Here is a 25,873-nt window from a genome sequence, read left to right on the forward strand (position 1 = left end):
ATATTTGGAGAAATATTAACCTTTTAAATATAACTATAATGAAAAGAAACCCTAATTGGCCAGCAAATAGAGGTGAAAGACCTGAAGATTTATCTCATTTATATAAAAATTGTTTTGATATTTTTCCAAAAAAATGCTTTTTTGATTATATCAGTAACTCCATAAATGTTAAAATCCCTTGTTCTAACAATAATTTTGAATTAAAAGGTGTTTATGATTTCACTAAAGAATTTCATAGCACAGTTCTTAGTTCTGAAACCTTAAAGGTTTTAATTCTTCACATTAGCGATGGTACAAACATATCTTCTAAATACAAGCCGGTAAAATATTTTATTGACGGAAAAATCATGTATGATGAAATTATTGATCCAGAAACATGTGAACAAAAAAATATTGATTTTAAAAACACAGAAGGAGTTTTAATTATTATTTACAATAATAATATTGACAATTTATGTTCTACTTCTTTATTTTCAGAAGAATACGCAGAAGAAAAAGGTCTAAATTTTATATTAAGGAGACCAAATGAAGCTGGTGGTGGTGTAATTGTTGGAAACCCATAATATATAATGAAGCTTTTAAATAAACTACTCATAACTATTTATTTTATAAATACAAATGTTGTGAGTAGTAATAATCAAATATCAAAAAGTAAAAACATAAGAGTTGATTCTAGTTTATATTATTTTAATAGAGGGCTCAAGTTTGATAAAAATAATAAGCATCATCTAGCATATAAAAATTACTTAAAAGCTAAACATTTTTATTTAAGCAAAAATAATCTAGACAGTGTAGCAGAATGTAACCTACTTATATACACACTACTATCTTCTCAAAACAATTTAAAATTCAATTCTGAAATTTACTTTTCTGACTTTATTAGATACGTTGAAAATAATAATGATACTTTAAAACAAATAAAATCCTATAAAGAATACGCTGTTAAACTATTAAAAAAAGGCAACTACTCAAATTCTTTAGACTTCTATAAAAGAATAATTTTTCTTTCAAAAAAAATAAAAAACAGAGAAATTGAAGCCAATACTTATTCTAATATAGGTTTATTACACACTAATTATAAACAGGATTCCGCTATATATTTTTTTGAAAAAGCTCTTAAAATTTATGATAAAAATTTAACCACGGAGATCTTTTCAACTTATCTAAATTATGGTAATTGGTATCAAAAAAATAATGATTTTTATAATGCTATAAAAAAATTTAAAAAAGCAGAAAAAATCTCTCCTAAAAAGTATGCTTTAAACTTAAAAAGAATACTTTTTTTTAAACTAGCTCAATCTTATCAAAAAATTAAAGACTATAAAACTGCTTATTTTTATTTTGATAAATATGATTTAATAAAGGATAGTATAAATAATACAAAACAAAACATTGCTATTTCTGAAATCAAAGAAAAATATGATAATGAAAAGTTAAGAGCTGATAATTTAGAAATTGAATCAAAAAGAAAGCAAAGTCAAAATCTACTTTACGGTTCATTAGCTTTCTTAGTTCTAAGTGGTACTATTGGTTTTTTAACTTTAAAAAATTCTCGAAAAAAAAGACTATTAGCTGAACAACTAAAGGAACTGGAAAAACAAAAAAGTTTAACTCTTATAAAAGAACACGAAATTAATACTATCAATGCTATGATAGATGGTCAAGAAAAAGAACGCATTCGGATTGCAGAAGATCTTCACGACAATATTGGTAGTGTTTTAGCTACTTTAAAACTACACTTTGAAAACTTAAAATTAAATAGAGAAAAAGAACACTTCAATCAAGAAGAGCTCTATGTAAAAACCGAAAAACTAATAGATGAAACCTATTTAAAAGTTCGTAGCATTGCACATGCAAAAAATGCTGGAGTTATTGCTAACAAAGGTTTACTAGTTGCAGTAAAACTAATGGCTGAAAAAATATCTGATGCCAATAAAATTACCATTCATGTCTTAGATTTTGGTTTAGACAAAAGACTTGATAATCAGCTAGAGATTACTATTTTTAGAATCATTCAAGAGCTCATTACCAATATAATTAAGCATGCCAATGCTAATGAGGCAACTATAAACATTTCTCTTTTTGATCAAGTTTTAAATATTATTATTGAAGATAATGGTAAAGGCTTTAATTACAAGAAAACTAATTTAAAAAATGGAATGGGAATTAGTTCTATTCAAACTAGAATAAAACATTTAAGTGGTAGTTTTGAAATAGATTCAACTATAAATAAAGGTACTTCTATTATAATAAACATTCCTGTATAATACTTATACATAGGGATAAATTTCAATATCGCATTTATTATCTTTGGTAAAAACACATAGATTATGATAACTATTGCTATGGCTGAAGACCATCAAATGCTAATAGATGGAGTTAAATCTTTTTTTGAATATGATGAAAACATCCATATTATTGGCACTGTTAATAATGGAGAAGATTTAGTAAAACTCGTTAGTTTAAAACAGCCCAAATTAGTAATTACCGATATTCGAATGCCTAGAATGGACGGTATAAAAGCAACTAAATTAATAAAGGAAAAATTTCCTCACATCAATGTACTTGCTTTAACTATGTTTGATCAACCAGAAGCTATCAAACAAATGTTAGACTCAGGCGCTTCTGGATATTTACTAAAAAATTCTGGTATTAAAATGCTTTCCAAAGCTATTGTTACTGTAGCTAATGGTGAAACTTTTTTTGATCCTAACGTGGCTTTTAATTTTATGAATGATTACATAAATGAGAATGTTACCATAGGTAAATCTGAAAAAATTATTTTATCAAATAGAGAAAAAGAAATATTACACCTAATTGCCAATGGAAATACCTCTAAGGAGATCGCTGAAGCATTATTTATAGCTAAAACTACAGTTGATACTCATAGGAAGAATATGATCCGTAAACTTAATTTAAAAGGCGGCAATGAATTAGTTAAATATGCTATTGATAAAAAATATCAGTTTTAATCACTTTCTCTATTTACTAAATCTATAGAAAATGCTGGCAAACATACAGCCAAATATTCGCATGCTTCTTCAAAAGGATTAGAATATTGAATACGAACGTTTTTTTCTATTTTTATAGACTCTCCTGCGCTTAACACAATAATGTCTCCGTCTATATTAAATTGTTTCTTTCCTTTTATTATATAGGTATACTCTTCAAATTCTGGTGTTTGAAAAGGCTCACTCCATCCAGGAGGTGCAATCATATGTGCTATACTAACTTTTGAATTTTGATCAGAAGCATTACCAAAATGCTCTTCTATTAATTTACCATCTGTTGTTGGAACTACAAATGGACTTTTTTGAATCGTGTATTTTTTACTCATTTTATAAAAATAAAAAATCGAAACTAATTGTTCCGATTTCTGTTTTTTAGTTAAACCAAATTGTAAATGATTTTATTTTTGCTAAATCTGGTATTTGTTCTTTTGTTACTCTTTGTGTACTAAATTCTTTTAAACCTAAATCTTCTTTATCTATAGCGATTGTCGCGTTTAAATCGTCTATAAATAACGTTGCTGAAGAAAGTGATGATTCTACTTTATTTACAGTATTATTAGCATTTATTTCTTGAAAAGTTGAACTAATATTTAAACCTGATTTTGTTTTAAATCTACTATCAAAAAACTCAATACTTTTTATTGTTGAAGTTGAATCTAATTGTTCTTGAGGGATAATAGTTAATAAATGTTTTCCTCCTTTTTCATAAACCATATACTTATCATCTTCATTAAATATATTATTTCCTTTTGCTCCTTCACTCAATACTTTTACTACAGAATCATTTTCAAAAATTTTCTCAACTTCCTGCATTGTAGTTTTAGTTGTTAACTTACCTACTTTACCTTTTGAAATATCATATTTACTATTTCCACATTGAATAAATAGCATAGACATTAAAGCGATAATAAGTGGTTTAATTTGGTTCTTCATTTGTTTCTTTTTTATTAAAACGTCTAATTTTATTATTTGTTTTCTACTTCAATACTTTTTTTAGGATACCAAATACGCTTCTTATAAACGTAGCACTGGTTAATACTTTTACTATTGGGTTTTGTCTCGTACTTCTAGCTCCAGTTGATCTGGATCTACTTCTTGTTTTTTCCTCTTCTTTTCTTCTAGCTTCCTCAGTTTTCTCCTTATTTATTTCTTCAATCTTCTCATTCAACATTTCATAAGCACTTTCTCTATCAAGTGTCTCATTGTACTTTGGAACTAATTTAGAGTTATCTATAACTTGTTTAATTTCTTTCTCCGTAAGCACATCCATTCTACTCATAGGTGCGCGTAACATTGTTCTTGCTAAAGGAGTTGGTATTCCTTTTTCATTTAATACAGAAACTAAAGCCTCACCAATTCCTAATTGAGTTAATACCTCTTTGGTATCGTAATATTCTGAATCTGGATAGTTTTCTGCCGCTAATTTAATCGCTTTTCTATCTTTAGCAGTAAAAGCTCTTAAAGCATGTTGTACTTTCATTCCCAACTGTGCCAAAACATCTTCTGGGACATCTTTAGGGTTTTGAGTAACGAAATATAATCCTACTCCTTTCGATCTAATTAATTTAACGATACTTTCTATTTGGCTTAATAATGCTTTCGATGCCTCATCAAATACTAAATGTGCTTCATCTATAAAAATTACTAATTCAGGTCTACCGCTATCACCTTGTTCTGGAAATGTTTCATATACTTCGGCAAGTAATTGTAACATGAAAGTTGAAAACAACTTAGGCCTATCTTGAATATCTGTTAATCGTAAAACAGAAATTACTCCTCTACCATTTTCATCAATTCTAGTTAAATCGTCAATATCAAAAGACTTCTCTCCAAAGAAAAGGTTTCCTCCTTGCTGTTCAATCTCTACTATTTTTCTTAAAATAGCACCAGTACTAGCCGTAGAAATTCGTCCATATTCTTCTTGAATTTCCTTCTTCCCTTCATTAGTTATGAATTGAAGTATTTTTTTAAAGTCTTTTAAATCTAATAAAGGTAATTTGTTATCGTCACAATACTTAAAAATAATTGCTACAATACCTGATTGTGTCTCTGTTAAATCTAATATTCTAGATAATAAAACTGGACCAAACTCAGAAACTGTTGCTCTTAATCGTACTCCTTCTTGCTCTGAAATTGATAAAATTTCTATTGGGAATTTAGTTGCATTAAAAGGAATTCCAATTTTTTCGTGACGTTCATCTATTTTTACATGTCCTGGGCTAGGCTGTGCTAATCCACTTAAATCACCTTTAACATCCATTAATAAAACAGGAATACCTTTTTCCGACATGTTTTCTGCCAATACTTGTAAAGTTTTCGTCTTACCTGTACCAGTTGCTCCTGCAATTAATCCGTGACGGTTTAAAGTTTTTAAAGGAATATTAACCAAAGCATTGGTTACTGTTTCTTCTCCCAGCATACCAGCTCCTAATGTAATAAAGTCGCCTTTACATTTATAACCTTCGTTTATGTAATCAAAAAAAGTTTCTTTATTGCCCATTATTCTGTAAAATTTCGATAAAAATACTATTAAAATTAGCATTTCAAAAACTCGTTAACTCTTATTTGTTAAGTATTTTGTTAACTTTACCATAAACCCTAGTTAAACAACTAATTATGAAGTCTTATTATTTTATTTATTGTATACTATTTTCATTATTTATTTCTTGCAATAACTCTGAAAAAAAAGCTGATTTAGTCTTTTATAAATCGAAATTAGAACGTAAGAAAAATGCTCCTTTCTCTGATGCTGTTCAAGCTGGTAATACTTTATATTTAGCAGGACAAGTTGGTATTAATCCTGAATCTAATAAATTAGCTGAAGGTGGTATCACTGGACAAACGATTCAAACCTTAGAAAATATTAAAAATGTATTGGAACTTCATGGTTCTGACCTTGAACATGTAGTAAAATGCACTGTAATTTTAGTAGATATTAATGATTTTAACGACTTTAATGCAATTTTTCGTAAATATTTTCCTAAAAATAAGCCTGCAAGAACTACCTTTGCAGCCGATTTATTAGTAGGTGCAAAGATTGAAATTGACGTAATAGCTGTAAAAGTAGATGGATTTAAAGACGCAAGAGTTAATTGACAAAGGTGAAATGCTTCCTTTAATGGAAGAATTTTATACAATACAAGGAGAAGGTTCTCATACAGGAACTGCTGCTTATTTTATTAGAATTGGTGGTTGTGATGTAGGTTGTCATTGGTGTGATGTTAAAGAAAGTTGGAATGCTAAACTTCATCCTCCGACAAAAACCGATATTATTGTAGAGAATGCTAAGAAATATGCTAAAACTGTTGTTATCACAGGAGGTGAACCTTTAATGTGGAGTTTAGATTATATTACTAAAGAACTTCAGGATAAAGGAATGAAAACTCATATAGAAACTTCTGGGGCTTATGATTTTTCTGGGCAATGGGATTGGTTTTGCTTATCTCCTAAAAAAACAAAGCTACCTACAAAGAGATGTTATAAAGAAGCAGATGAATTAAAAATGATTATTCATAATAAAAGTGATTTTAAATTTGCTGAAGAACAAGCTGAAAAAGTAGGTAAGAAATGTCAGCTTTTTTTACAACCTGAATGGAGTAAAAAAGAAAAGATGACTCCTCTTATAGTAGATTATGTAATGAATAACCCTAAGTGGCGCGTTTCTTTACAAACTCATAAGTATTTAAATATACCTTAATAAAAAAAGCAACCAATTTGGTTGCTTTTTTTATTATCTGAAGATTTTATAATGGATCTAATTGATTAAAAAATAAAAAACTCGCTACAATAGTATTGAAGCGAGTTTTTTATTCTATATTTTATAGAAGTTCTATTCTTTATAAACTCCCATATTTGCGTATTTGTCCATACGTTGAGCTACTAAATCTACATCATTTAAATCTTTTAACTCAGCAAAAGCTTTTAAAATTTGCTCTTGTACTGCTTTAAACGCTCCTTCTCTATCTGTATGAGCTCCTCCAATTGGTTCTTCAATGATTCCGTCAATTAACTTTAACTTCTTCATATCTTCTCCTGTTAATTTTAAAGCTTCAGCTGCTTGCTCTTTATACTCCCAGCTACGCCATAAAATAGATGAACATGATTCTGGTGAAATCACTGTATACCATGTATTTTCCATCATGTATACTTTATCTCCTACTCCAATTCCTAATGCTCCTCCAGAAGCTCCTTCACCAATAACTATAGTTATTATAGGTGTTTTTAAACGAGTCATTTCTAAAATATTACGAGCAATAGCTTCACCTTGTCCACGTTCCTCAGCTTCTAATCCTGGATAAGCTCCTGGTGTATCTAATAAGGTTACTACAGGAATACCAAATTTTTCTGCCATACGCATTAAACGTAAAGCTTTACGGTATCCTTCTGGATTTGCCATACCAAAATTACGATATTGACGCGTTTTAGTATTATATCCTTTTTGCTGACCTATGAACATAAACGATTGATCGCCTATTTTTCCTAAACCACCAATCATAGCCTTATCATCTTTTACGCTACGATCTCCGTGTAATTCCATGAAAGAATCTCCACAAATAGCCTTAATATAATCTAATGTATAAGGTCTGTTTGGGTGACGTGATAATTGTACACGTTGCCATGGAGTTAAGTTTTTATATATATCTTTTCTTGCTTTTTCTAATTTTTGCTCAATCTTCTTGCAAGTTTCTGTTACGTCTACGTCGCTTTCTTTTCCTATATCAAAACATTTTGCCAATTGATCCTCTAGTTCTTTTATTGGCATTTCAAAATCTAAATATTCCATTGTGTATATAGTTTGATTTTCTATTTTTATAGTTAGTCGTTTGTAAAGGCAAACATACTAAAAAAATGTACAGTTTACCTTGGTACTTTTTTTAAAGTTCTATTTTTTTCTAATTTTCTTTTTTATTGAAGCTGAATTCTTAAGAACACCATTGAGTAATACTACTAATAACACAATAAATGCCCCGTAATAAAACTCTGTATTCATTTGTTCTTTTTCTCCAAAAACAATTAACGCTAATATAATTGCATAAATTGGTTCTAAATTAATAGTTAGCATTACTGTATATGGCGTTAAATACTTCATTACTTGTACAGAAGCTATAAATGCATATGCTGTACAAATACTACTTAAAATCATTAAATAAAGCCAATCGTTTGTAGATAATGAGAAAAAGTTTATCGAAAACTTTTGTGTTACTAATAAATATAATGTTACTCCTAAGACTCCAAATAATAACTGATAAAAGGATATAACATTTGCATTGTATTTCTTTATAAACAAGCCATTTAAAACAGCAAACAAGGCTGATAAAAAAGCAGAAATCAATGCATATATTATTCCTAATGTATATTGACTTTCAAAGTTGAAAATTATGTATAATCCTACTATTACTAATAATCCTAGTAAAATTTCAATTGATTTTATTTTTCTTTTGAAAAAAAATGGTTCTATCAATGAAGCGAAAAAAGCTCCCGTACTCATAGTTACCAATGCTACTGAAACATTCGATACTTTTATTGCCTTAAAAAAAGTTATCCAGTGTACTGCAATAATGATTCCTGAGATTGCAAATTTTAGTAAAGCCTTTTTATCTATTTTAAACGATATCTTTCGTATCAAAAAATATACAACTATAAAGCCCACTGCTAACAACATTCGATACCAAACCAATGGAACTGCATCAATAGATATTAAAGCTCCTAAAATTGCTGTAAACCCCCATATAAAAACAATAAAATGTAGGTGGAGATAATTTTTAAGTTTATTTCCTTGCATTTAAATATAAATAAATAGCATACAACCCAAAAACAATATTAGGAATCCAAACATTCAACAAGGCATTGGCTCCTGCTACTGCTCCTAAAACTTCTGCTACTTTTAAAAAGAATACATAAGCAAACATTATTGATATACCTAATGCTAAATTTAGACCTATACCTCCTCTTCGCTTTTTATGAGCTAGAGCTACTGCTATTAAGGATAAAATATAACTTGCTATAGGTAAACTAGTACGTTTGTATAATTCAACCAAGTAAGCATTTAAATTCTTAATCCCTCTTTTCTTAGAAATTTCTATAAATTTTATAAGCTCTGGTGACCCCATTTCTTGAGCCATTACATTCTTATAATTAAAATCCTTTGGAGTAAAAGCAAATGCTGTATCTAAGCTATTTCCTAAAAATATACTGTCTCTATCTTTATAGATTTTCCTTCTTTTCCACCTATATAACTTAAATACGCTATCCTTCTCTACCCAATTAATATTCTCAGCCGTCAGCTTTTCTTTTAACTGAATTCCATCATAAATCTCTGTAGAAAAATAATACCCTGAATTTCTTTTTAAATCGAAACTTTGAGCAAAAATATAGGTACTATCATTCAATTGTAAACTAAATTCTCGAATTGTAGTATCTGTATATCTTTTTTTCTTTAAATACTCTTTTTCAAACGCTTTTCTTGTTTTACTACTTGAGGGTACAAAAAAGTGATTCATTAATAGTGCTACAATACATACAATAGTAGCTCCTATAAAATATGGATATAGAAAACGTGTAAATGATATTTGCGCTCCATTAATAGCTACAATTTCGGTATTATTTGCTAACCTTGAAGTAAATAAAATTACTGCTATAAATAATGCCAAAGGCATGAATGTATTGGCATAATAAATAATAAAGTTTATATAATATTCATCAACAACTTGAAAAAAGGTTAAATTTTCATGTTGCAAAAACTTATCAATTTTCTCAGCAATATCTATAGCTACTGCAATAGGAATTAATATTAGTAACGTAAAAAGAAAAGTTACTAAGTATCGTTTTAATATGTACCAATCAAGTTTTTTCAAAAGCTTTATCTAGTTTTATAAACGCTTATCCATTTGTTTTACCATTTTATCTTTCCACTCTGCAAAATCTCCTGCTAAAATATGCTTTCTAGCTTCTCTAGTTAACCATAAATAGAATCCTAAATTATGAATAGAAGCTATTTGTTTTCCTAACATCTCTTTTGCTGCAAATAAGTGACGTAAATAAGCTTTTGAATACATTGTGTCTACATACGTAATCCCCATTTCATCTATAGGAGAAAAATCGTTTTCCCACTTCTTATTCTTTATGTTTATGGTTCCATGAGCCGTAAATAACATTCCGTTACGTGCATTACGAGTTGGCATTACACAATCGAACATATCTACTCCTAAAGCAATATTTTCTAGAATATTAATTGGAGTTCCAACTCCCATTAAGTAACGTGGTTTATCTTCTGGTAAGATTTCTGTTACAATCTCTGTCATTGCATATAGTTCTTCTGCTGGTTCTCCTACAGAAAGTCCTCCAATTGCATTTCCATCTGCTTCCACAGAGGCTATAAACTCTGCCGATTGTTTTCTTAAATCTTTATAAGTACTTCCTTGAACAATTGGAAAAAGTGTTTGTTCATAACCATACTTATAAGGTAATTTCTCTAAATGATTTACACAACGTTTTAACCATCTATGTGTCATATGCATTGAACGTTTTGCATAGTTATAATCACATGGATAAGGTGTACACTCATCAAATGCCATAATAATATCAGCTCCAATGGTACGTTGGGTTTCCATTACATTTTCTGGAGTAAAAAAGTGCATTGAACCATCAATGTGGCTTTTAAATTTAACTCCTTCTTCATTAATTTTTCTTCTTCCAGAAAGTGAATATACTTGATATCCTCCACTATCAGTTAGAATATTACGATCCCAATTCATAAACTTATGCAAACCTCCTGCGGCTTCAAGTGTTTCTAATTTAGGGCGTAAGTATAAGTGATATGTATTCCCTAAAATAATATCAGGGTTAATTTCATTTTTTAATTCTGATTGATGAACTCCTTTTACTGTTCCTACCGTACCTACTGGCATGAATATAGGAGTTTCTATTGTTCCGTGATCTGTTGTAATAACACCTGCGCGGGCTTTACTCTTTGGATCTTTTGTTTTTAAATCAAATTGCATAAGTGGCAAAGATACGCTTATTTAATAATTGAAAAATTAAAAGAATTATAAAGTTTTTACCTTCTCTTTCTTCTATTTGATTGTTTTGAATTTCTTCTTGATGTAGATGATTTTTTTCTAAATGTAGCACTTTTTTTATTGAAGTTTGTCACTTTTACTTCTTCCTTTTTCTTGGCTTGTTTTGGCTTCTTTTTTTCAACATCTATAGAAGCTTCTTCTGTTTTAGATGAAGTTGCAATCATTTTATTGATTTCTTTCATCTCTTCTGATGTCAATTCTCTCCAATCTCCTACTTTCAAATTTCCTAAGGAAACATTCATAATACGTTCTCTTTTCAATTTAGTTACTTCGTAATCTAAATACTCACACATTCGACGTATTTGTCTATTCAATCCTTGTGTTAAAATAATTTGAAAAGTAAAATCGCCTAACTTTTTTACTTTACATTTTTGAGTTACGGTTCCTAAAATTGGAATTCCATTACTCATTTTTGTTATAAAATTGTCAGTTATTTTTTTATTTACTGAAACAATATATTCTTTTTCGTGATTGTTTCCCGCTCGTAATATTTTATTTACAATATCTCCATCGTTTGTTAAAAAGATTAATCCTTCCGATGGTTTATCTAAACGTCCAATTGGAAATAATCTTTCCGGGTGTCCTACAAACTTTACAATATTTTTTTTCTCTTTACTATCGGTAGTACAAACTATCCCTACAGGCTTATTTAAAGCTATATACAGCGTTTTTGGTTTTGCTTGTAGTAATCGTCCATCTACTCTAACTTCATCCCCCTCAAATACTCTATTTCCTAATTGAGCTACCTTTTTATTGATGGTTACTCTACCAGCCACAATAAATTTTTCTGCATCTCTACGAGAACAAATACCTGTGCTACTTATGAATTTATTGAGATTTGTTGAATTTTGATTCCTATTTTCCATTAATGCAAAGAAAAAGAAAATCCTCAAGTTTTAGCTTGAGGATTTCTATTATATTATTAGATTTCTTTAAAATATAATCATTTTTTGAGTACATCTTGCCAAACTTGGTCTTCTGTCATAATCAAAACCTAATGTTATCATATGCGTACCGTAGTTAAAATCTTGTGTTTTATTAACGTTTATACTAAATCCATATGACATATATAAGTTGTTCTTTTTAAGACCAAATAAAGGCGCTATTGCATTTGGTTGAAAGAATTGATCGTTTAAGAAAGTATAACTTAGCCCTGCCCAAACATATCCATCTCTAATTCCTTTTCTTGCCTTAACATTTAAATCTGTTCTAGACCTCTTATCTGCTTCGTAATATTCTACAAGGACAGATGGTTCCAGCTCAAATCGATTACTAATTCTGGCCATTACAAAAGATGAATAGATTGTATATCGTCTTAAAGTTTTAGGCTCGTCTAATGTAAAGTTATCTATTTTCTTATCTAATAAATTATTAATATTAGCACTAATACTGAAACGTTCGTAACGATATAGTAAACCTACATCAAAGTTTGAATTTGTTATTGATCTATTTGGTAATGTTTGATTCGTATTATTTTGAGATGTATCAATACCAAACTGAACAAAATTATAACTCAATGCAAATGATAAAAAACTATCATGGAAATTACTTAACGTTAAGTGACTTGCAAAAGATAATTTAGCTCCTTGTTGTGTTGTAAAACCATTTTTATCATTAAAAATGGTTAAACCTCCACCAAATCTATCTGCTAATCTTGCCTCAACGGTTATAGACTGCGTATCTGGTGCTCCTTTTACACCAATCCATTGACTAACTCCATTCAATCTCACCTGCAACCCCGCACCAATACCTGCAAAGGTTGGTGATATTAAAAAGGGGTTATCTGCCATGTGGTTTATGTACTGAGGTAAATTTACCTCCTGAGCAACTAATTTTACACTAGAAATTACGATGCTTGCTATTATTAATATTTTTCTCATTCTTATCTATATAGTGTAAAGTGACCCATTATTTTCTTCTCTTCACCTGATAATTCATTATAGTAAATAGTATACCAGTAATCTCCAGATGGTAAAGGTTTTCCTTCATATAATCCATCCCATCCTTGTTGAACTCCTTGGAAGTTTTGAATCTTTCTTGCATACCTATCGTAAATAAATACTCTTAGGTTATGGTAATCTTCAACTTCTAAAGGATACCAGTAATCATTTATTCCATCTCCATCTGGTGTAAATATGTTTGGAACTGTTATTGTAACATATACTCCTCTAACTGTTAATGTTAATTCACATCCTCTAGCATCTCTTACAGTAATAGTATAATCTTTAGTTTGTAAGATTGTAAATTCATTATCACTTCCCATATCAACTCCATCAACTGTAAAGTTATATGGAGGTAAACCGAAGTCTACATTAGCAATTAACTTATTCTTTTGAGAATCATCAATAGTCATTGTCAAGGCTTGTATATCTTGAATATCTATTGGGTTACTAGTTGAACTCTCTGAACAAGCTGTTACTGTATGAGTTGCTGTTACTGTATATCCATTACCAGCTGCAACATCAATAAATTCTCCTGTTGTATTTGTTGTTACTGCTGTACCACTTCCATCAAATAACGTATAAGACATCGAATTCTTATATTGATCATCAACAATTGCTTTAATTATATTTCCTGATGGACATGTATATTCAAAATCAACAGTTAATCTCAAGTCTACAGGATCTATTGTAGTTAAAGGTGATAATGCTTTTGGTGCACATCCTCCTCCACTATCTCTTACACTTATTACATAAACTGTATTTGCTGCAATACCTTCTGCACTACCTAATGTAATTTGGTTTTGAGAATATGGTGTTGCTAACTCAACATTATTTATACTAATAAAGTAAGGTTGTGTTCCTCCTTGAACATCTACTGTAATTGTAGGTGTTGGATCATTTAAACATGTTTGCTCTGTTACATTAACTAATCCAATGTTTAATTCTGATGGCTCTGTAATGATAACTTGTATTGGAGCTAATGGACATCCTATTACATCTTTAATAGTTATCATATATTCTCCAGCAGATAAGTTTTCAAATACATTATTCTTCACGTACTTATCAGCAGGGAATTCTGGTCTATCTGGTACAGCTGTAATGTTGTACTCGTAATCTCCATTTCCATCAAAAGCGTTAACAGTAATAGACCCAGTGTTTCCACCAAAACATGTTACATGTGTTGGAACTGCGTTACCACTTAATGGTAGTGGTTCAGTTATTTGATGCTCTGCAGTTTCTGTTGTACAAACATCTCCTGCTGCATTGGTACTTCTTACAGCTATCTTGTATATACCAACATTTAATCCTCCAAATGAGTTTGATTGTTGCCATCCACTTATTACTGCATTTGTATTATCTAATAACTGATATTCGTAGTTACCTAAACCTCCTGTAACATTTGCAGATAATACAGCATTACTGTCACCGTTACATGTTATGATTGCTGCACTTGTATCTAAATTAGCTACTAATGCTTCATAAGGATCAATAGTTATAGTAGTTGGATCAGAGATACATAATTGGTTATCTCTTACATAGAACTGATGTTCTCCTGCTCCTACATTAAATATTGGATTGTTAACGAAGTTAATTCCATCGTTACTATACATGTATGGTCCATTACCTCCAGATCCTGTTACTTCTACAGAAGCTTGTGGTCTGTTACAAGTAATATCTGCTGTAATATTAGCTGTTGCTGTTGCTTCAGTTGGATCAACAATATTAATTGGTCCTACTCTTCCATCACAAGAATATCCATCAGATACAATCACTGAATATCCATTACCTGCTGGTAAATTAGTGAATATAGGTGATGCTTGACTGGTTGTTCTTGTTCCATCTGGTAACTCTAATACATAAGTATATGTTAATGGTGCTGCTTGTAATTGACCTCCAGTTACTCCTGTAACTTCAATTGTTGCTGTACTTTCTCCAATACAATCGTTTGGCGTTACTGTAAATGCACCAGTAATTGTTGTTCCTGCATCTAACTGGAACGTTATTACTTCTGTACAATTGTTAGCGTCTCTAACTGTTGCTTGATAATTACCTGCTATTAAACCTGTAATAGCATCATTATTATTATAAGCTTGAACTGTTGTTCCTGTTGTTAAATTTACTAACTCATATTCGTAAACTCCCCAACCTCCTTGTGCAGTTAATTTAACTTCACCTGAGTCTGCTTGGTTACACTTTAAATATGTCAATGCATGTGCTAATGTTAAATCATTTGCTGGCTGATCTATTGTAAAGTTAGCAGATCTAGCAGAACAGAATGGTGAATTTGGCATAGTTATAACCGCATAGTAATTACCTGCTGGTAAATTATTAATTGTTGTTGTAACATTTCCTGTTCCATTTCCTGTTATTCCTGTTGTTGCTCCACCTACATTAAATATCTCATAAGTATAAATATCTGCATATGGTGTTACTGGGTTGAAACTTAAGTCAACACTTCCATTTCCACCGAAACATGCTCTTTGGATATTATCTACAATTAATTCAAACTCTGGCGCATCTCCAACTATATGAGCTGTTGATAAAATACATCCTGTTACTGGGTGAGTAATAGTTATTGTATAATTATCTGTTGCTAATCCTGTAAATGTCGCTGCGTCTGTTGCTACTGGTACTACTTGTGTTGCTGTAAATCCTGTAGCTGCTCCCGTTATCGTATAACTTGCATTTGCTATATCTGGATTTATCTTAACTGTAATATCTTCTCCTGTAGCACAATCAATTGCTTTAGTTACTGTAATTGTTGCATCTATTAATCTTTCAAATGGTTGGATTGCTACTGTTTCTGTATCAATACATCCTTTATCATCAAATACAGTTACAGATACATTTCCTCCTGCTTCATTGGTAACTCCAAAACTAAATGATGTACTATCTTGAGTAATATCATCAGTTGTATCTCCTGGTGTTCCGTTATCATATACAAATATTGCTCTAACATAAGTTCCTGTTCCTCCAGTAATGTTAGCTGGATTTACTGTTACTGTTGCATTATTTGTTGTATTTCCTGTTGTACATCCGAACTCCGCTACTGTTATAGCTGCTGAAGCATCTACTATTGCATTTTCTGAAATAGTTACTACCACATCTGTTGTACAACTATTTGTTCCTGTTGCTGTAATTGTATAAACTGCTGCTGCTAAATTCGTATACGTCTGTGATGCTGCATCAAATGTAGCTCCTGCCGCTGCCGCTACTGGTACTGAACTTATTGTATATGTTAATGGTAAGATTCCATTATCAGTTGCTGTTAACTGAATTACTCCTGTTGCATCTCCATTACAAATATCATTCGTCGTTGCTACTGCTGTAAACGTTGGCTGTAACGCTGGTTGAATCTCTATTGTCTTGTTAATTGAACAGTTTGGTGTTGCTCCTACATCTGTAATTGTTACTGTATATGTATCTGCTACTGTTGGATTAAACACTAATGGATTCGTTGCCATCGCTGTTTGTGCAACTAAAGTTCCACTTACTGCTCCAACTACTTCATACTCATAGTTTCCTGAACCTGATAATACATTTAAGCTTACTGCTGCTGCAGGTGTTCCTGAACAATCTAACTTCTTTGTCTCTGTTAATGAGAAATCTAAGTTTGGTGAAATTGTAACATTGGTTGGTGTTCCTGCATCACAACTATTTGAATCTCTTACATTAACTACATATAAAGCTCCACCTAAGTTTGTAAACGTATGTGTAGTTGCTGTTAATGTTTGACTCGCTACTACTGTTCCACCTACTGTTAAACTGTAAACATAAGTTCCTGTTCCTCCTGCTGCTGTTACTGTAATGCTTCCTCCTGTACTTGAATCACAAACATTATCATTCTCAGCTACTGTGAATGTTACTGGTGTTGGCGTTGGTACATTTACTGTAGCTTCACTTGTACATCCATTTGCATCTCTTACTCTAATTCTATAGTCTCCTGATGCTAATCCTGTAAATACATTGTTATTACTATAGGTATAAGTTCCTACAACTCCTCCTGCTAAGAATTCTAATTGGTAATCATAACTTCCCCAACCATCTGTTCCGGTTGCTGTGATTGTTCCATCTGATCCTCCATTACAACTTACTGGTGGATTTACTACTCCACTTACTCCTAATGCTGCTGCTGGTCCTTGAATTTCAAAGTTTGGAGATTGCACTGGACAGAATGGACTATCGGTCATAGTTACTGAAACATAATAGTTTCCTGCTCCTAAGCCTGTTAATGATTCTGCTACATTTCCTACTCCGTTTCCTGTTATTCCTGTTGTTACTCCTCCTACATTGAAAATTTCATATGTGTAATTTCCTGTATATGGGGTACTTGTACTAAAGATTAAATCTGAGCTTCCTGTAGTTGTTCCAAAACATGTTACATTTTGAATATTATCTATATCTAATGTAAATGTTGGTGCTGATTCTACTATATGAGCTGTTGATAAGATACATCCTGTTACTGGGTGAGTAATAGTTATTGTATAATTATCTGTTGCTAATCCTGTAAATATTGCTGGATCTGTTGCTACTGCTACTACTTGTGTTGCTGTAAATCCTGTTCCTGCTCCTGTTATTGTATAACTTGCATTTGCTATATCTGGATTTATCTTAACTGTAATATTTTCTCCTGTAGCACAATCAATTGCTTTAGTTACTGTGATTGTTGCATCTATCAATCTTTCAAATGGTTGGATAGTAGCTCCTACTGTTCCTAAACATCCTTTATCATCATATACATTTATTGTATAGTTTCCTCCTGCTTCATTTGTTGATGTATAAACAAAACTTCCACTATCTTGAAGAACTGTTCCTGTTCCTGCATCAATAAATTCTACTCGTACAAATGTTCCTGTTCCTCCTGTTATACTTGCTGGGTCTACAGTTATTGTTGCATTATTTGTTGTATTTCCTGTTGTACATCCAAATTCTGCTATTGTTACTGCTCCTGAAACATCAATTATTGCATTATCTGATATTGTTACCACTCTATCTGTTGTACAACTATTTGTTCCTGTTGCTGTAATTGTATAAACAGCTTCTGCTAAGTTAGTATACGTCTGTGTTCCTGCATTAAATACTGCTGCTGTTGCTGCCGCTGCTGGTACTGAACTTATTGTATACGTTAATGGTAAGATTCCATTATCAGCTGCTGTTAACTGAATTACTCCTGTTGCATCTCCATTACAAATATCATTCGTCGTTGCTACTGCTGTGAAATCTGGCTGTAACGCTGGTTGAATCTCTATTGTCTTGTTAATTGAACAGTTTGGTGTTGCTCCTACATCTATAATTGTTACTGTATATGTATCGGCTACTGTTGGATTAAACACTAATGGATTCGTTGCCATCGCTGTTTGTGCAACTAAAGTTCCACTTACTGCTCCTACTACTTCATACTCATAGTTTCCTGAGCCTGATAATACATTTAAGCTTACTGCTGCTGCAGGTGTTCCTGAACAATCTAACTTCTTTGTCTCTGTTAATGAGAAATCTAAGTTTGGTGAAATTGTAACATTGGTTGGTGTCCCTGCATCACAACTATTAGAATCTCTTACATTAACTACATATAAGGCTCCACCTAAGTTTGTAAACGTATGCGTAGTTCCTGTTAATGTTTGACTCGCTACTACTGTTCCACCTACTGTTAAACTATAAACATAAGTTCCTGTTCCTCCTGCTGCTGTTACTGTAATACTTCCTCCTGTACTTGAATCACAAACATTGTCATTCTCAGCTACTGTGAATGTTACTGGTGTTGGCGTTGGTACATTTACTGTAGCTTCACTTGTACATCCATTTGCATCTCTTACTCTAATTCTATAATCTCCTGATGCTAATCCTGTAAATACATTATTATTACTATAGGTATAAGTTCCTACAACTCCTCCTGCTAAGAATTCTAATTGGTAATCATAACTTCCCCAACCATCTGTTCCGGTTGCTGTGATTGTTCCATCTGATCCTCCATTACAACTTACTGATGGATTTACTACTCCACTTACTCCTAATGCTGCTGCTGGTCCTTGAATTTCAAAGTTTGGAGATTGCACTGGACAGAATGGACTATCGGTCATAGTTACTGAAACATAATAGTTTCCTGCTCCTAAGCCTGTTAATGATTCTGCTACATTTCCTACTCCGTTTCCTGTTATTCCTGTTGTTACTCCTCCTACATTGAAAATTTCATATGTGTAATTTCCTGTATACGGTGTACTTGTACTAAAGATTAAATCTGAGCTTCCTGTAGTTGTTCCAAAACATGTTACATTTTGAATATTATCTATATCTAATGTAAATGTTGGTGCTGATTCTACTATATGAGCTGTTGATAAGATACATCCTGTTACTGGGTGAGTAATAGTTATTGTATAATTATCTGTTGCTAATCCTGTAAATATTGCTGGATCTGTTGCTACTGCTACTACTTGTGTTGCTGTAAATCCTGTTCCTGCTCCTGTTATTGTATAACTTGCATTTGCTATATCTGGATTTATCTTAACTGTAATATTTTCTCCTGTAGCACAATCAATTGCTTTAGTTACTGTGATTGTTGCATCTATCAATCTTTCAAATGGTTGGATAGCAGCTCCTACTGTTCCTAAACATCCTTTATCATCATATACATTTATTGTATAGTTTCCTCCTGCTTCATTTGTTGATGTATAAACAAAACTTCCACTATCTTGAAGAACTGTTCCTGTTCCTGCATCAATAAATTCTACTCGTACAAATGTTCCTGTTCCTCCTGTTATACTTGCTGGGTCTACAGTTATTGTTGCATTATTCGTTGTGTTTCCTGTTGTACATCCAAACTCTGCTACTGTTACTGCTCCTGAAACATCAATTATTGCATTATCTGATATTGTTACCACTCTATCTGTTGTACAACTATTTGTTCCTGTTGCTGTAATTGTATAAACAGCTTCTGCTAAATTAGTATACGTCTGTGTTCCTGCATTAAATACTGCTGCTGTTGCTGCCGCTGCTGGTACTGAACTTATTGTATACGTTAATGGTAAGATTCCATTATCAGCTGCTGTTAACTGAATTACTCCTGTTGCATCTCCATTACAAATATCATTCGTCGTTGCTACTGCTGTGAAATCTGGCTGTAACGCTGGTTGAATCTCTATTGTTTTGTTAATTGAACAGTTTGGTGTTGCTCCTACATCTGTAATCGTTACTGTATATGTATCTGCTACTGTTGGATTAAACACTAATGGATTCGTTGCCATAGCTGTTTGTGCAACTAAAGTTCCACTTACTGCTCCAACTACTTCATACTCATAGTTTCCTGAACCTGATAATACATTTAAGCTTACTGCTGCTGCAGGTGTTCCTGAACAATCTAACCTCTTTGTCTCTGTTAATGAGAAATCTAAGTTTGGTGAAATTGTAACATTGGTTGGTGTTCCTGCATCACAACTATTTGAATCTCTTACATTAACTACATATAAAGCTCCACCTAAATTTGTAAACGTATGTGTAGTTGCTGTTAATGTTTGACTCGCTACTACTGTTCCACCTACTGTTAAACTGTAAACATAAGTTCCTGTTCCTCCTGCTGCTGTTACTGTAATACTTCCTCCTGTACTTGAATCACAAACATTATCATTCTCAGTTACTGTGAATGTTACTGGTGTTGGATCTGGTATATTAATGTCTTGAGATCTAGGACATCCATTACCGTCTCTTACTCTAATTCTATAGTCTCCTGGAGCTAATCCAGTAAATACATTGTTATTACTATAGGTATAACCTCCAATTACATTATTAGCTAAATCTTCTAACTGATATTGGTAACTTCCCCAACCTCCAGTTGCACTGGCAGTTATTGTTCCGTCTGATCCTCCATTACAACTTACTGGTGGATTTACTACCCCACTAACTAATAATGGATTTGCTGGTTCTTCAATTGTAAAGTTAGCTGACCTCGCTGTACAGAAAGGTGCTCCTGTTGAAGTTAATGTAGCAATTACATAATATTCTCCTGCTGGTAAATTTGCAATTGGTGAATTTCCTGTTTGTCCATTAACGGTTCTGAAAGGTGCGTTTGTCGCTGCTATATATACAATGTAATCATAGTTTCCTGCATATGGTGTAGCTGGACTAAAATCTAATAATGCACTACCGTCATCATTTGTTCTACATGTTTCATTAGTAACATCTGATATTAATATGTCAAATTGTGGTGCTACTCCAACAGTATGGAAAGTTTCTAACTCACATCCAGTCGTTGGATTTTCAATCGTTATTTTATATTCTCCAGTAGGTAAATTATCAAAATCTCCCGTTGTATTTGTTACTGCTGCATACACCGTTCCATTTGTTCCTTCAATTGTAATGTTTGCAGTTACTGCTGCTACCGAAGTATAAGTAACTGTAATATCTTCACCTGTATTACAAGTAATATCATTATCTACTGCTACTACTGGTGCACTAATTGCATTAAACTGTGCTATAGCTGTATTTACTGTTCCCGAAGAACATCCTTGATCATCATATACAACAATAGTTACAGGTCCTCCAGAAGTGTTTGTTGTTGTAAAACTTAAACTAGCACTATCTTGAGTTTCTACCGCTCCTGTTGCTGGAGTATATGTAAATACTACTCTAGTATATGTACCAGTTCCGCCTGTTGTTCCCGCTGGTAATGTTACAGTAGCGCTATTTACAACATTTCCTGTTGTACATGCAAACTCTGTTACATCTGGCGTTGATGGTATAATTGGATTTAAATCTCTAATTTCTACTACTTGTTCTGTAAAACAACTATTTACAGTAGACGTTCCTCTAATTGTGTAATTACCTGCTGGTAAATTACTAAATACAACTCCTGCTGCTGAAGAAATAGTTCCTGCTGCTGCTGGATCTGGAGTAATAGTATAGTTTAATGGTAAAATTCCATTATCTGTAGTTGTAACTGTAATTTCTCCTGTACTTGCTCCATCACAAATATCATTTACTGTAGCCGTTGCTGTAAAGTTAGGCTCTACCCTTGCAGCGATATCTATTGTTTTTGTTACTGAACAATTTGGTGTTTCAGCTGTATCATGAATAGTTACAGTATACGTTCCAGCTGCTGATGGATTGAAAGTTAAAGGATTTGTTCCTAAAGCTGTTCTTGCAACTACTGCACTTGGCCCTGCTATTTCATATTCATAATTAGCTAATGCTGAACCTGAAGTAACATTAATTTCTACTGCAGCTTCTGGAGTACCAGAACAATCAATATTTTTAGTCTGAACTAATGTAAAGTCTAATGGTGCTTGTATAATTGTTGCTACCGTAGGACTAGTACAACCATTCGCATCTCTTACTATTACATTATAACTTGCAGGAGTTAATCCTTCTGCTAAATATGTTGTACTAGTTGTAGGAGTACTATATGTTGTACCTCCATCTGTAGAGTATTGGTATGGTGGTGTTCCACTTCCTGCAGTAATTGTAATTGTTTTATTGGTATCACAACTATTAGGCACGGCTACTACTGTAGGAGAAGGACTTAAGGTTATTGTTACAGGTCCTAAATTAGTTGTACATCCACTACTGTCGGTAACTAGTACTTCTACATCTACTGAAGTTGCTCCTGCTGCATTAGCAGCTGTATCACTAACTGTAATTGTATTACCTGTTAATGTATGTGCAACTGTATTACCTGCATTTCCTGTTTCATAAACAGTTGCCGCATAAGTATAACCTCCAAAACCTCCTAAAATATTTTCAATTCTAACAAGACCATCAACATCACAAGTAATATTGTTAACAGCATTCAAAGTACCAGATATTGGTAAACCTTCATCAATTGTTACATCTAAACTTCCAAACTGACATACTGGTGGTCCTCCTGTTGTATTAGTTAATTGAATATAATAATCTCCTGCATCTAGTCCTCCTGTAGTAATAGTTAAACTTGTTTCTCCTACATTATTAGTTACTGCTGCACCAATATTCGTAACTGGATCTCTTTTGTATAAAGTCCAATTAAAAGGAAGAATTAAATCTCCAGAAGTATTATCTATTGTAAAAGTTATTTCTCCGTTACTTGCTCCATTACACTGATTATTATTTACTGTGCTTGAAATAGGTACAGATGGTGCAAATACATCATAAATATTTTCTATGTTTTGCTTAATACAATCATCTGAAGGATCTCCAACAACTGCTCCTGCTGCATTTTCATTTAAATCAACAACATAGAAATCATAATTTAAACCAGGTATTAATCCTGTAAAAGTTCTTGTTCTATCTTGAGCTGGTGGTGTTGGACTTGTTGTATCTGGTGGCAACCATGCTCCAACTGGTACTGTTGGGTCATTTAGAATAAACCTAAAAGGACCAACTCCTCCTATTGCTTCAACGGTTACACTGAAACCTCCTACACAAGTTCCTGGATTAGTAACTGGGTTAACTATCAATCCTTCAACAGTGTATGGCACTTCATAAGCTCCAAGGCTTTCTATACAACGAACTGTAGTTCCATCAGTATCTAATACTCTAATAACAGGGTTTACTGTTGTACCTGAATTAATTCCCGTAAAACTATCTGAAGTTTGCCAAGTTGCTCCTCCGTCATCACTAAATTCTAACGTATATGGTGCTACAGTTGGATACCCTGTAAATTGGAATCCAAACAACGCTTCATTTCCTGCAAATGGTGTTCCACAAGTAGGCAATATTGGTGTAAGAGTTGCTGTTAATGCTGGTGGATTAGTTAATGTTACAGTTTCTGTATCTGTACATCCTAATGCATCAGTTATAGTGATTGTATAAGTTTCTGCAACTAAATTATTGAAACTCGTACTTGTTCCTGTAAAATTATTAACTGTAGTTACTGGTCCTAATCCATTTGTTACAACTATTGTATGTGGCCCTTGCCCAGTACCTGCATTTATTTGTAAATCAATACTTCCAGTATCTCCATTACATGTAGGTTGATTTCCTGTAACTGTTAAAGCAACATTTGGTATTTGGTTAACTACAACATCTTCTATAATAAATTGACAATATGGAGCTGTTCCATTATTATCTCTTACATATACATCATATGTACCATTTCCTGTTGCTATTGGATTTGTGTTATTAAATGTACCATCAGCTGGTTGCGCAGCATTTGCAGCTACTAAAGAGAACACATAACTCCCTGCTCCCCCTGTAGGGTTCACTAATATTTGACCTGTATTACAACTTGCATCTGTAACAGTAGCTGTTGCTAATAATCGATCATTTATTGTATGATTATTTGTTGTTGTTGAACAACCTAAACCATCTTGTACAGTTACACTATAAGTTCCGTTTGTTAAACCTGTAAATGTATAAGTATTAGTTGCTGATCCTTGTAATGGTCCACCATTTAAACTGAACTGGTAATTACCACCACCTGAAGTAACTGTAACTACTAACTCTCCATTTGTTCCATCATAACATACTTGTGGCACAACGTCAAAAGCTACGGTTGATGGTGAGTTTACAGTTACTGTTGTAGAAGACGTACAATTGTTAGCGTCTTCTATATTAATAGTATAAGCTGTTCCGCTTGCTGCAACTCCTGTAAATACAGGTGATGTTTGCCAAGCTCCTCCATTTATGTTATACCTATATGGTGCTGTTCCTCCCGCAGGTGTAGCTTCAATTGTAGCTCCTGTTGGTGCTGCACAACTCGCTTCTTTTGTAATTGCTGCTGTAACTGATAAAACTGTAGGATCTGCTAAAATTACAGTACCTATTGTTCTAGTACATGCTGCTGGTGAACTATTATCTGGTCTTACCATAACAGTTTGACTTCCTGCCGATAAACCTGTTATTGTAAATGGATTTGAAGTTGTAGTGTTCCAGTTAGTTCCTCCATCTGTTGAATAATCAAAATTACCTGTAATATTGATTGCTTCAATTGTAATTGTTCCATCATTTGAAGCATTACAATTATTTCCTGTACTAGCTGTAATTGTAGCATCAAATGCATTATTAGGTTCAACATTTACTGAAATATCTGTTGTACAACCACTTCCATAACCTACAGTTATTGTATGTGGACCTACTGCAACATTATTGAAAGTAGCTGTTGCTTGTGTAGCTCCTCCATCTAAACTATAAGTATAAACTCCTGCTGGTGTAGTAGTCACAGTAATATTTCCAGTTCCATCACAATTATATGTAATTGTATTTCCTAATGTTGGTGCCGTTGGTAATGCAGCAATAGTAACATCGTTTAAATTTAAAATACAACCATTTGCATCTACTACTCTAGTATTATAAGTACCTGCAGCTAAGTTTGATACTGAAGTTCCAACTACCTGAGTGTAAACTGCATCAGTTGATAATTTATAAAAATACGTATATGCTGTAGTTCCTCCAGTTGGTGCTGCAAATGTTATTCCTCCTAATATTGTACCTCCTGCAGCGTTACATGCTAAATCTGTAGGAGTTGCTGATCCTCCTGTTAACGCTGTTGGTGCTGCAACTGTTTCTGTTGAAGCAGCTGTTGCACATCCGTTGGCATCAGTTATAATTACTTCATATGTATCTGAAGCTAATCCTGTAAACGATACATTATTTGTATTTAATCCTGCTTGAGTTGCTGTATATGGTCCTGTAGTACTATTAATCGTAGCACTAAATGGTGCAGTACCATCTGAGATTACAACATTTACAGTTCCATTATCTCCATTACAATTTGGTTGAACTACAGAAGTAGTAATTGTTGGATCTGTTATTCTCTGGATTGTTACAGTTTCCATTACTTGACAGAAATTTGCACCTCCATTTTTATCTCGTACGTAAACATCCCAAGTTCCTGCAGCTACATTTACTGGGTTCGTTGTATTGAAATCTCCTGTTG

At 32.6% G+C, this 25,873-nt stretch carries 15 protein-coding genes; 5 read left to right on the forward strand and 10 right to left on the reverse strand.

Features of this window, described 5'->3' with window-relative positions; genetic code table 11:
* Positions 1-38 precede the first annotated feature (38 nt).
* From MHN29_RS10610 to MHN29_RS10620, 3 genes are all read left to right on the forward strand, one after another.
* The gene (locus tag MHN29_RS10610; RefSeq protein ID WP_235274627.1) at positions 39-563 is read left to right on the forward strand and encodes a hypothetical protein; all 525 of its coding nucleotides are present in this window, start codon (positions 39-41) and stop codon (positions 561-563) included.
* A gap of 60 nt (positions 564-623) precedes the next feature.
* A complete protein-coding gene (locus MHN29_RS18355; protein ID WP_239176076.1) occupies positions 624-2,267 on the forward strand; it encodes a sensor histidine kinase in 1,644 nt (547 codons plus the stop codon).
* Positions 2,268-2,330: 63 nt separating this feature from the next.
* Positions 2,331-2,972 carry a response regulator transcription factor gene (locus tag MHN29_RS10620; protein ID WP_235274625.1) on the forward strand — a complete coding sequence of 214 codons (642 nt, stop codon included), beginning with the start codon at positions 2,331-2,333 and terminating at the stop codon, positions 2,970-2,972.
* Here the strand turns inward: MHN29_RS10620 and MHN29_RS10625 are convergent.
* The 3 genes from MHN29_RS10625 to MHN29_RS10635 are packed head-to-tail and all read right to left on the reverse strand — an operon-like array spanning position 2,969 to position 5,511.
* Positions 2,969-3,337, reverse strand: coding sequence for a cupin domain-containing protein (locus MHN29_RS10625; RefSeq protein ID WP_235274624.1), 369 nt, complete (start codon positions 3,335-3,337; stop codon positions 2,969-2,971). The genes MHN29_RS10620 and MHN29_RS10625 overlap by 4 nt on opposite strands.
* A gap of 46 nt (positions 3,338-3,383) precedes the next feature.
* On the reverse strand, positions 3,384-3,944 hold the full coding sequence (locus MHN29_RS10630; protein ID WP_235274623.1) for a hypothetical protein: 561 nt from the start codon (positions 3,942-3,944) through the stop codon (positions 3,384-3,386).
* 43 nt (positions 3,945-3,987) lie between these two features.
* The gene (locus MHN29_RS10635; protein ID WP_235274622.1) at positions 3,988-5,511 is read right to left on the reverse strand and encodes a helicase HerA-like domain-containing protein; all 1,524 of its coding nucleotides are present in this window, start codon (positions 5,509-5,511) and stop codon (positions 3,988-3,990) included.
* Positions 5,512-5,627: 116 nt separating this feature from the next.
* On the opposite strand from MHN29_RS10635, the gene MHN29_RS10640 reads away from it, so the two are divergent.
* Positions 5,628-6,107 (forward strand): RidA family protein, encoded by a 480-nt coding sequence (locus MHN29_RS10640; protein ID WP_235274621.1) that lies wholly within the window; start codon positions 5,628-5,630, stop codon positions 6,105-6,107.
* Entirely contained in the window at positions 6,079-6,708 is a 630-nt protein-coding gene (locus tag MHN29_RS10645) for a 7-carboxy-7-deazaguanine synthase QueE (protein ID WP_235274620.1), read from the forward strand. Before MHN29_RS10640 ends, MHN29_RS10645 begins: the two co-directional genes overlap by 29 nt.
* A gap of 132 nt (positions 6,709-6,840) precedes the next feature.
* On the opposite strand, the gene MHN29_RS10650 is transcribed toward MHN29_RS10645, so the two are convergent.
* The 7 genes from MHN29_RS10650 to MHN29_RS10680 form a co-directional block, all read right to left on the reverse strand.
* On the reverse strand, positions 6,841-7,794 hold the full coding sequence (locus MHN29_RS10650; RefSeq protein WP_150901136.1) for an acetyl-CoA carboxylase carboxyltransferase subunit alpha: 954 nt from the start codon (positions 7,792-7,794) through the stop codon (positions 6,841-6,843).
* Positions 7,795-7,893: 99 nt separating this feature from the next.
* Entirely contained in the window at positions 7,894-8,793 is a 900-nt protein-coding gene (locus tag MHN29_RS10655; protein ID WP_235274619.1) for a DMT family transporter, read from the reverse strand.
* Positions 8,780-9,865, reverse strand: coding sequence for an LptF/LptG family permease (locus tag MHN29_RS10660; protein ID WP_235274618.1), 1,086 nt, complete (start codon positions 9,863-9,865; stop codon positions 8,780-8,782). Before MHN29_RS10660 ends, MHN29_RS10655 begins: the two co-directional genes overlap by 14 nt.
* Positions 9,866-9,880: 15 nt before the next feature.
* On the reverse strand, positions 9,881-11,011 hold the full coding sequence (gene tgt, locus MHN29_RS10665; protein ID WP_235274617.1) for a tRNA guanosine(34) transglycosylase Tgt: 1,131 nt from the start codon (positions 11,009-11,011) through the stop codon (positions 9,881-9,883).
* Positions 11,012-11,067: 56 nt separating this feature from the next.
* Positions 11,068-11,955 carry a 23S rRNA pseudouridine(2604) synthase RluF gene (rluF, locus tag MHN29_RS10670; protein WP_235274907.1) on the reverse strand — a complete coding sequence of 296 codons (888 nt, stop codon included), beginning with the start codon at positions 11,953-11,955 and terminating at the stop codon, positions 11,068-11,070.
* A gap of 66 nt (positions 11,956-12,021) precedes the next feature.
* A complete protein-coding gene (locus MHN29_RS10675; protein WP_235274616.1) occupies positions 12,022-12,969 on the reverse strand; it encodes a type IX secretion system membrane protein PorP/SprF in 948 nt (315 codons plus the stop codon).
* Between the two features lie 2 nt (positions 12,970-12,971).
* Positions 12,972-25,772 (reverse strand): T9SS type B sorting domain-containing protein, encoded by a 12,801-nt coding sequence (locus tag MHN29_RS10680; protein ID WP_235274615.1) that lies wholly within the window; start codon positions 25,770-25,772, stop codon positions 12,972-12,974.
* Between the last annotated feature and the right edge of the window lie 101 nt (positions 25,773-25,873).

This window comes from Tenacibaculum sp. Cn5-46 (assembly GCF_022347705.1).
In the GTDB taxonomy this organism is placed as follows: domain Bacteria; phylum Bacteroidota; class Bacteroidia; order Flavobacteriales; family Flavobacteriaceae; genus Polaribacter; species Polaribacter aiptasiae.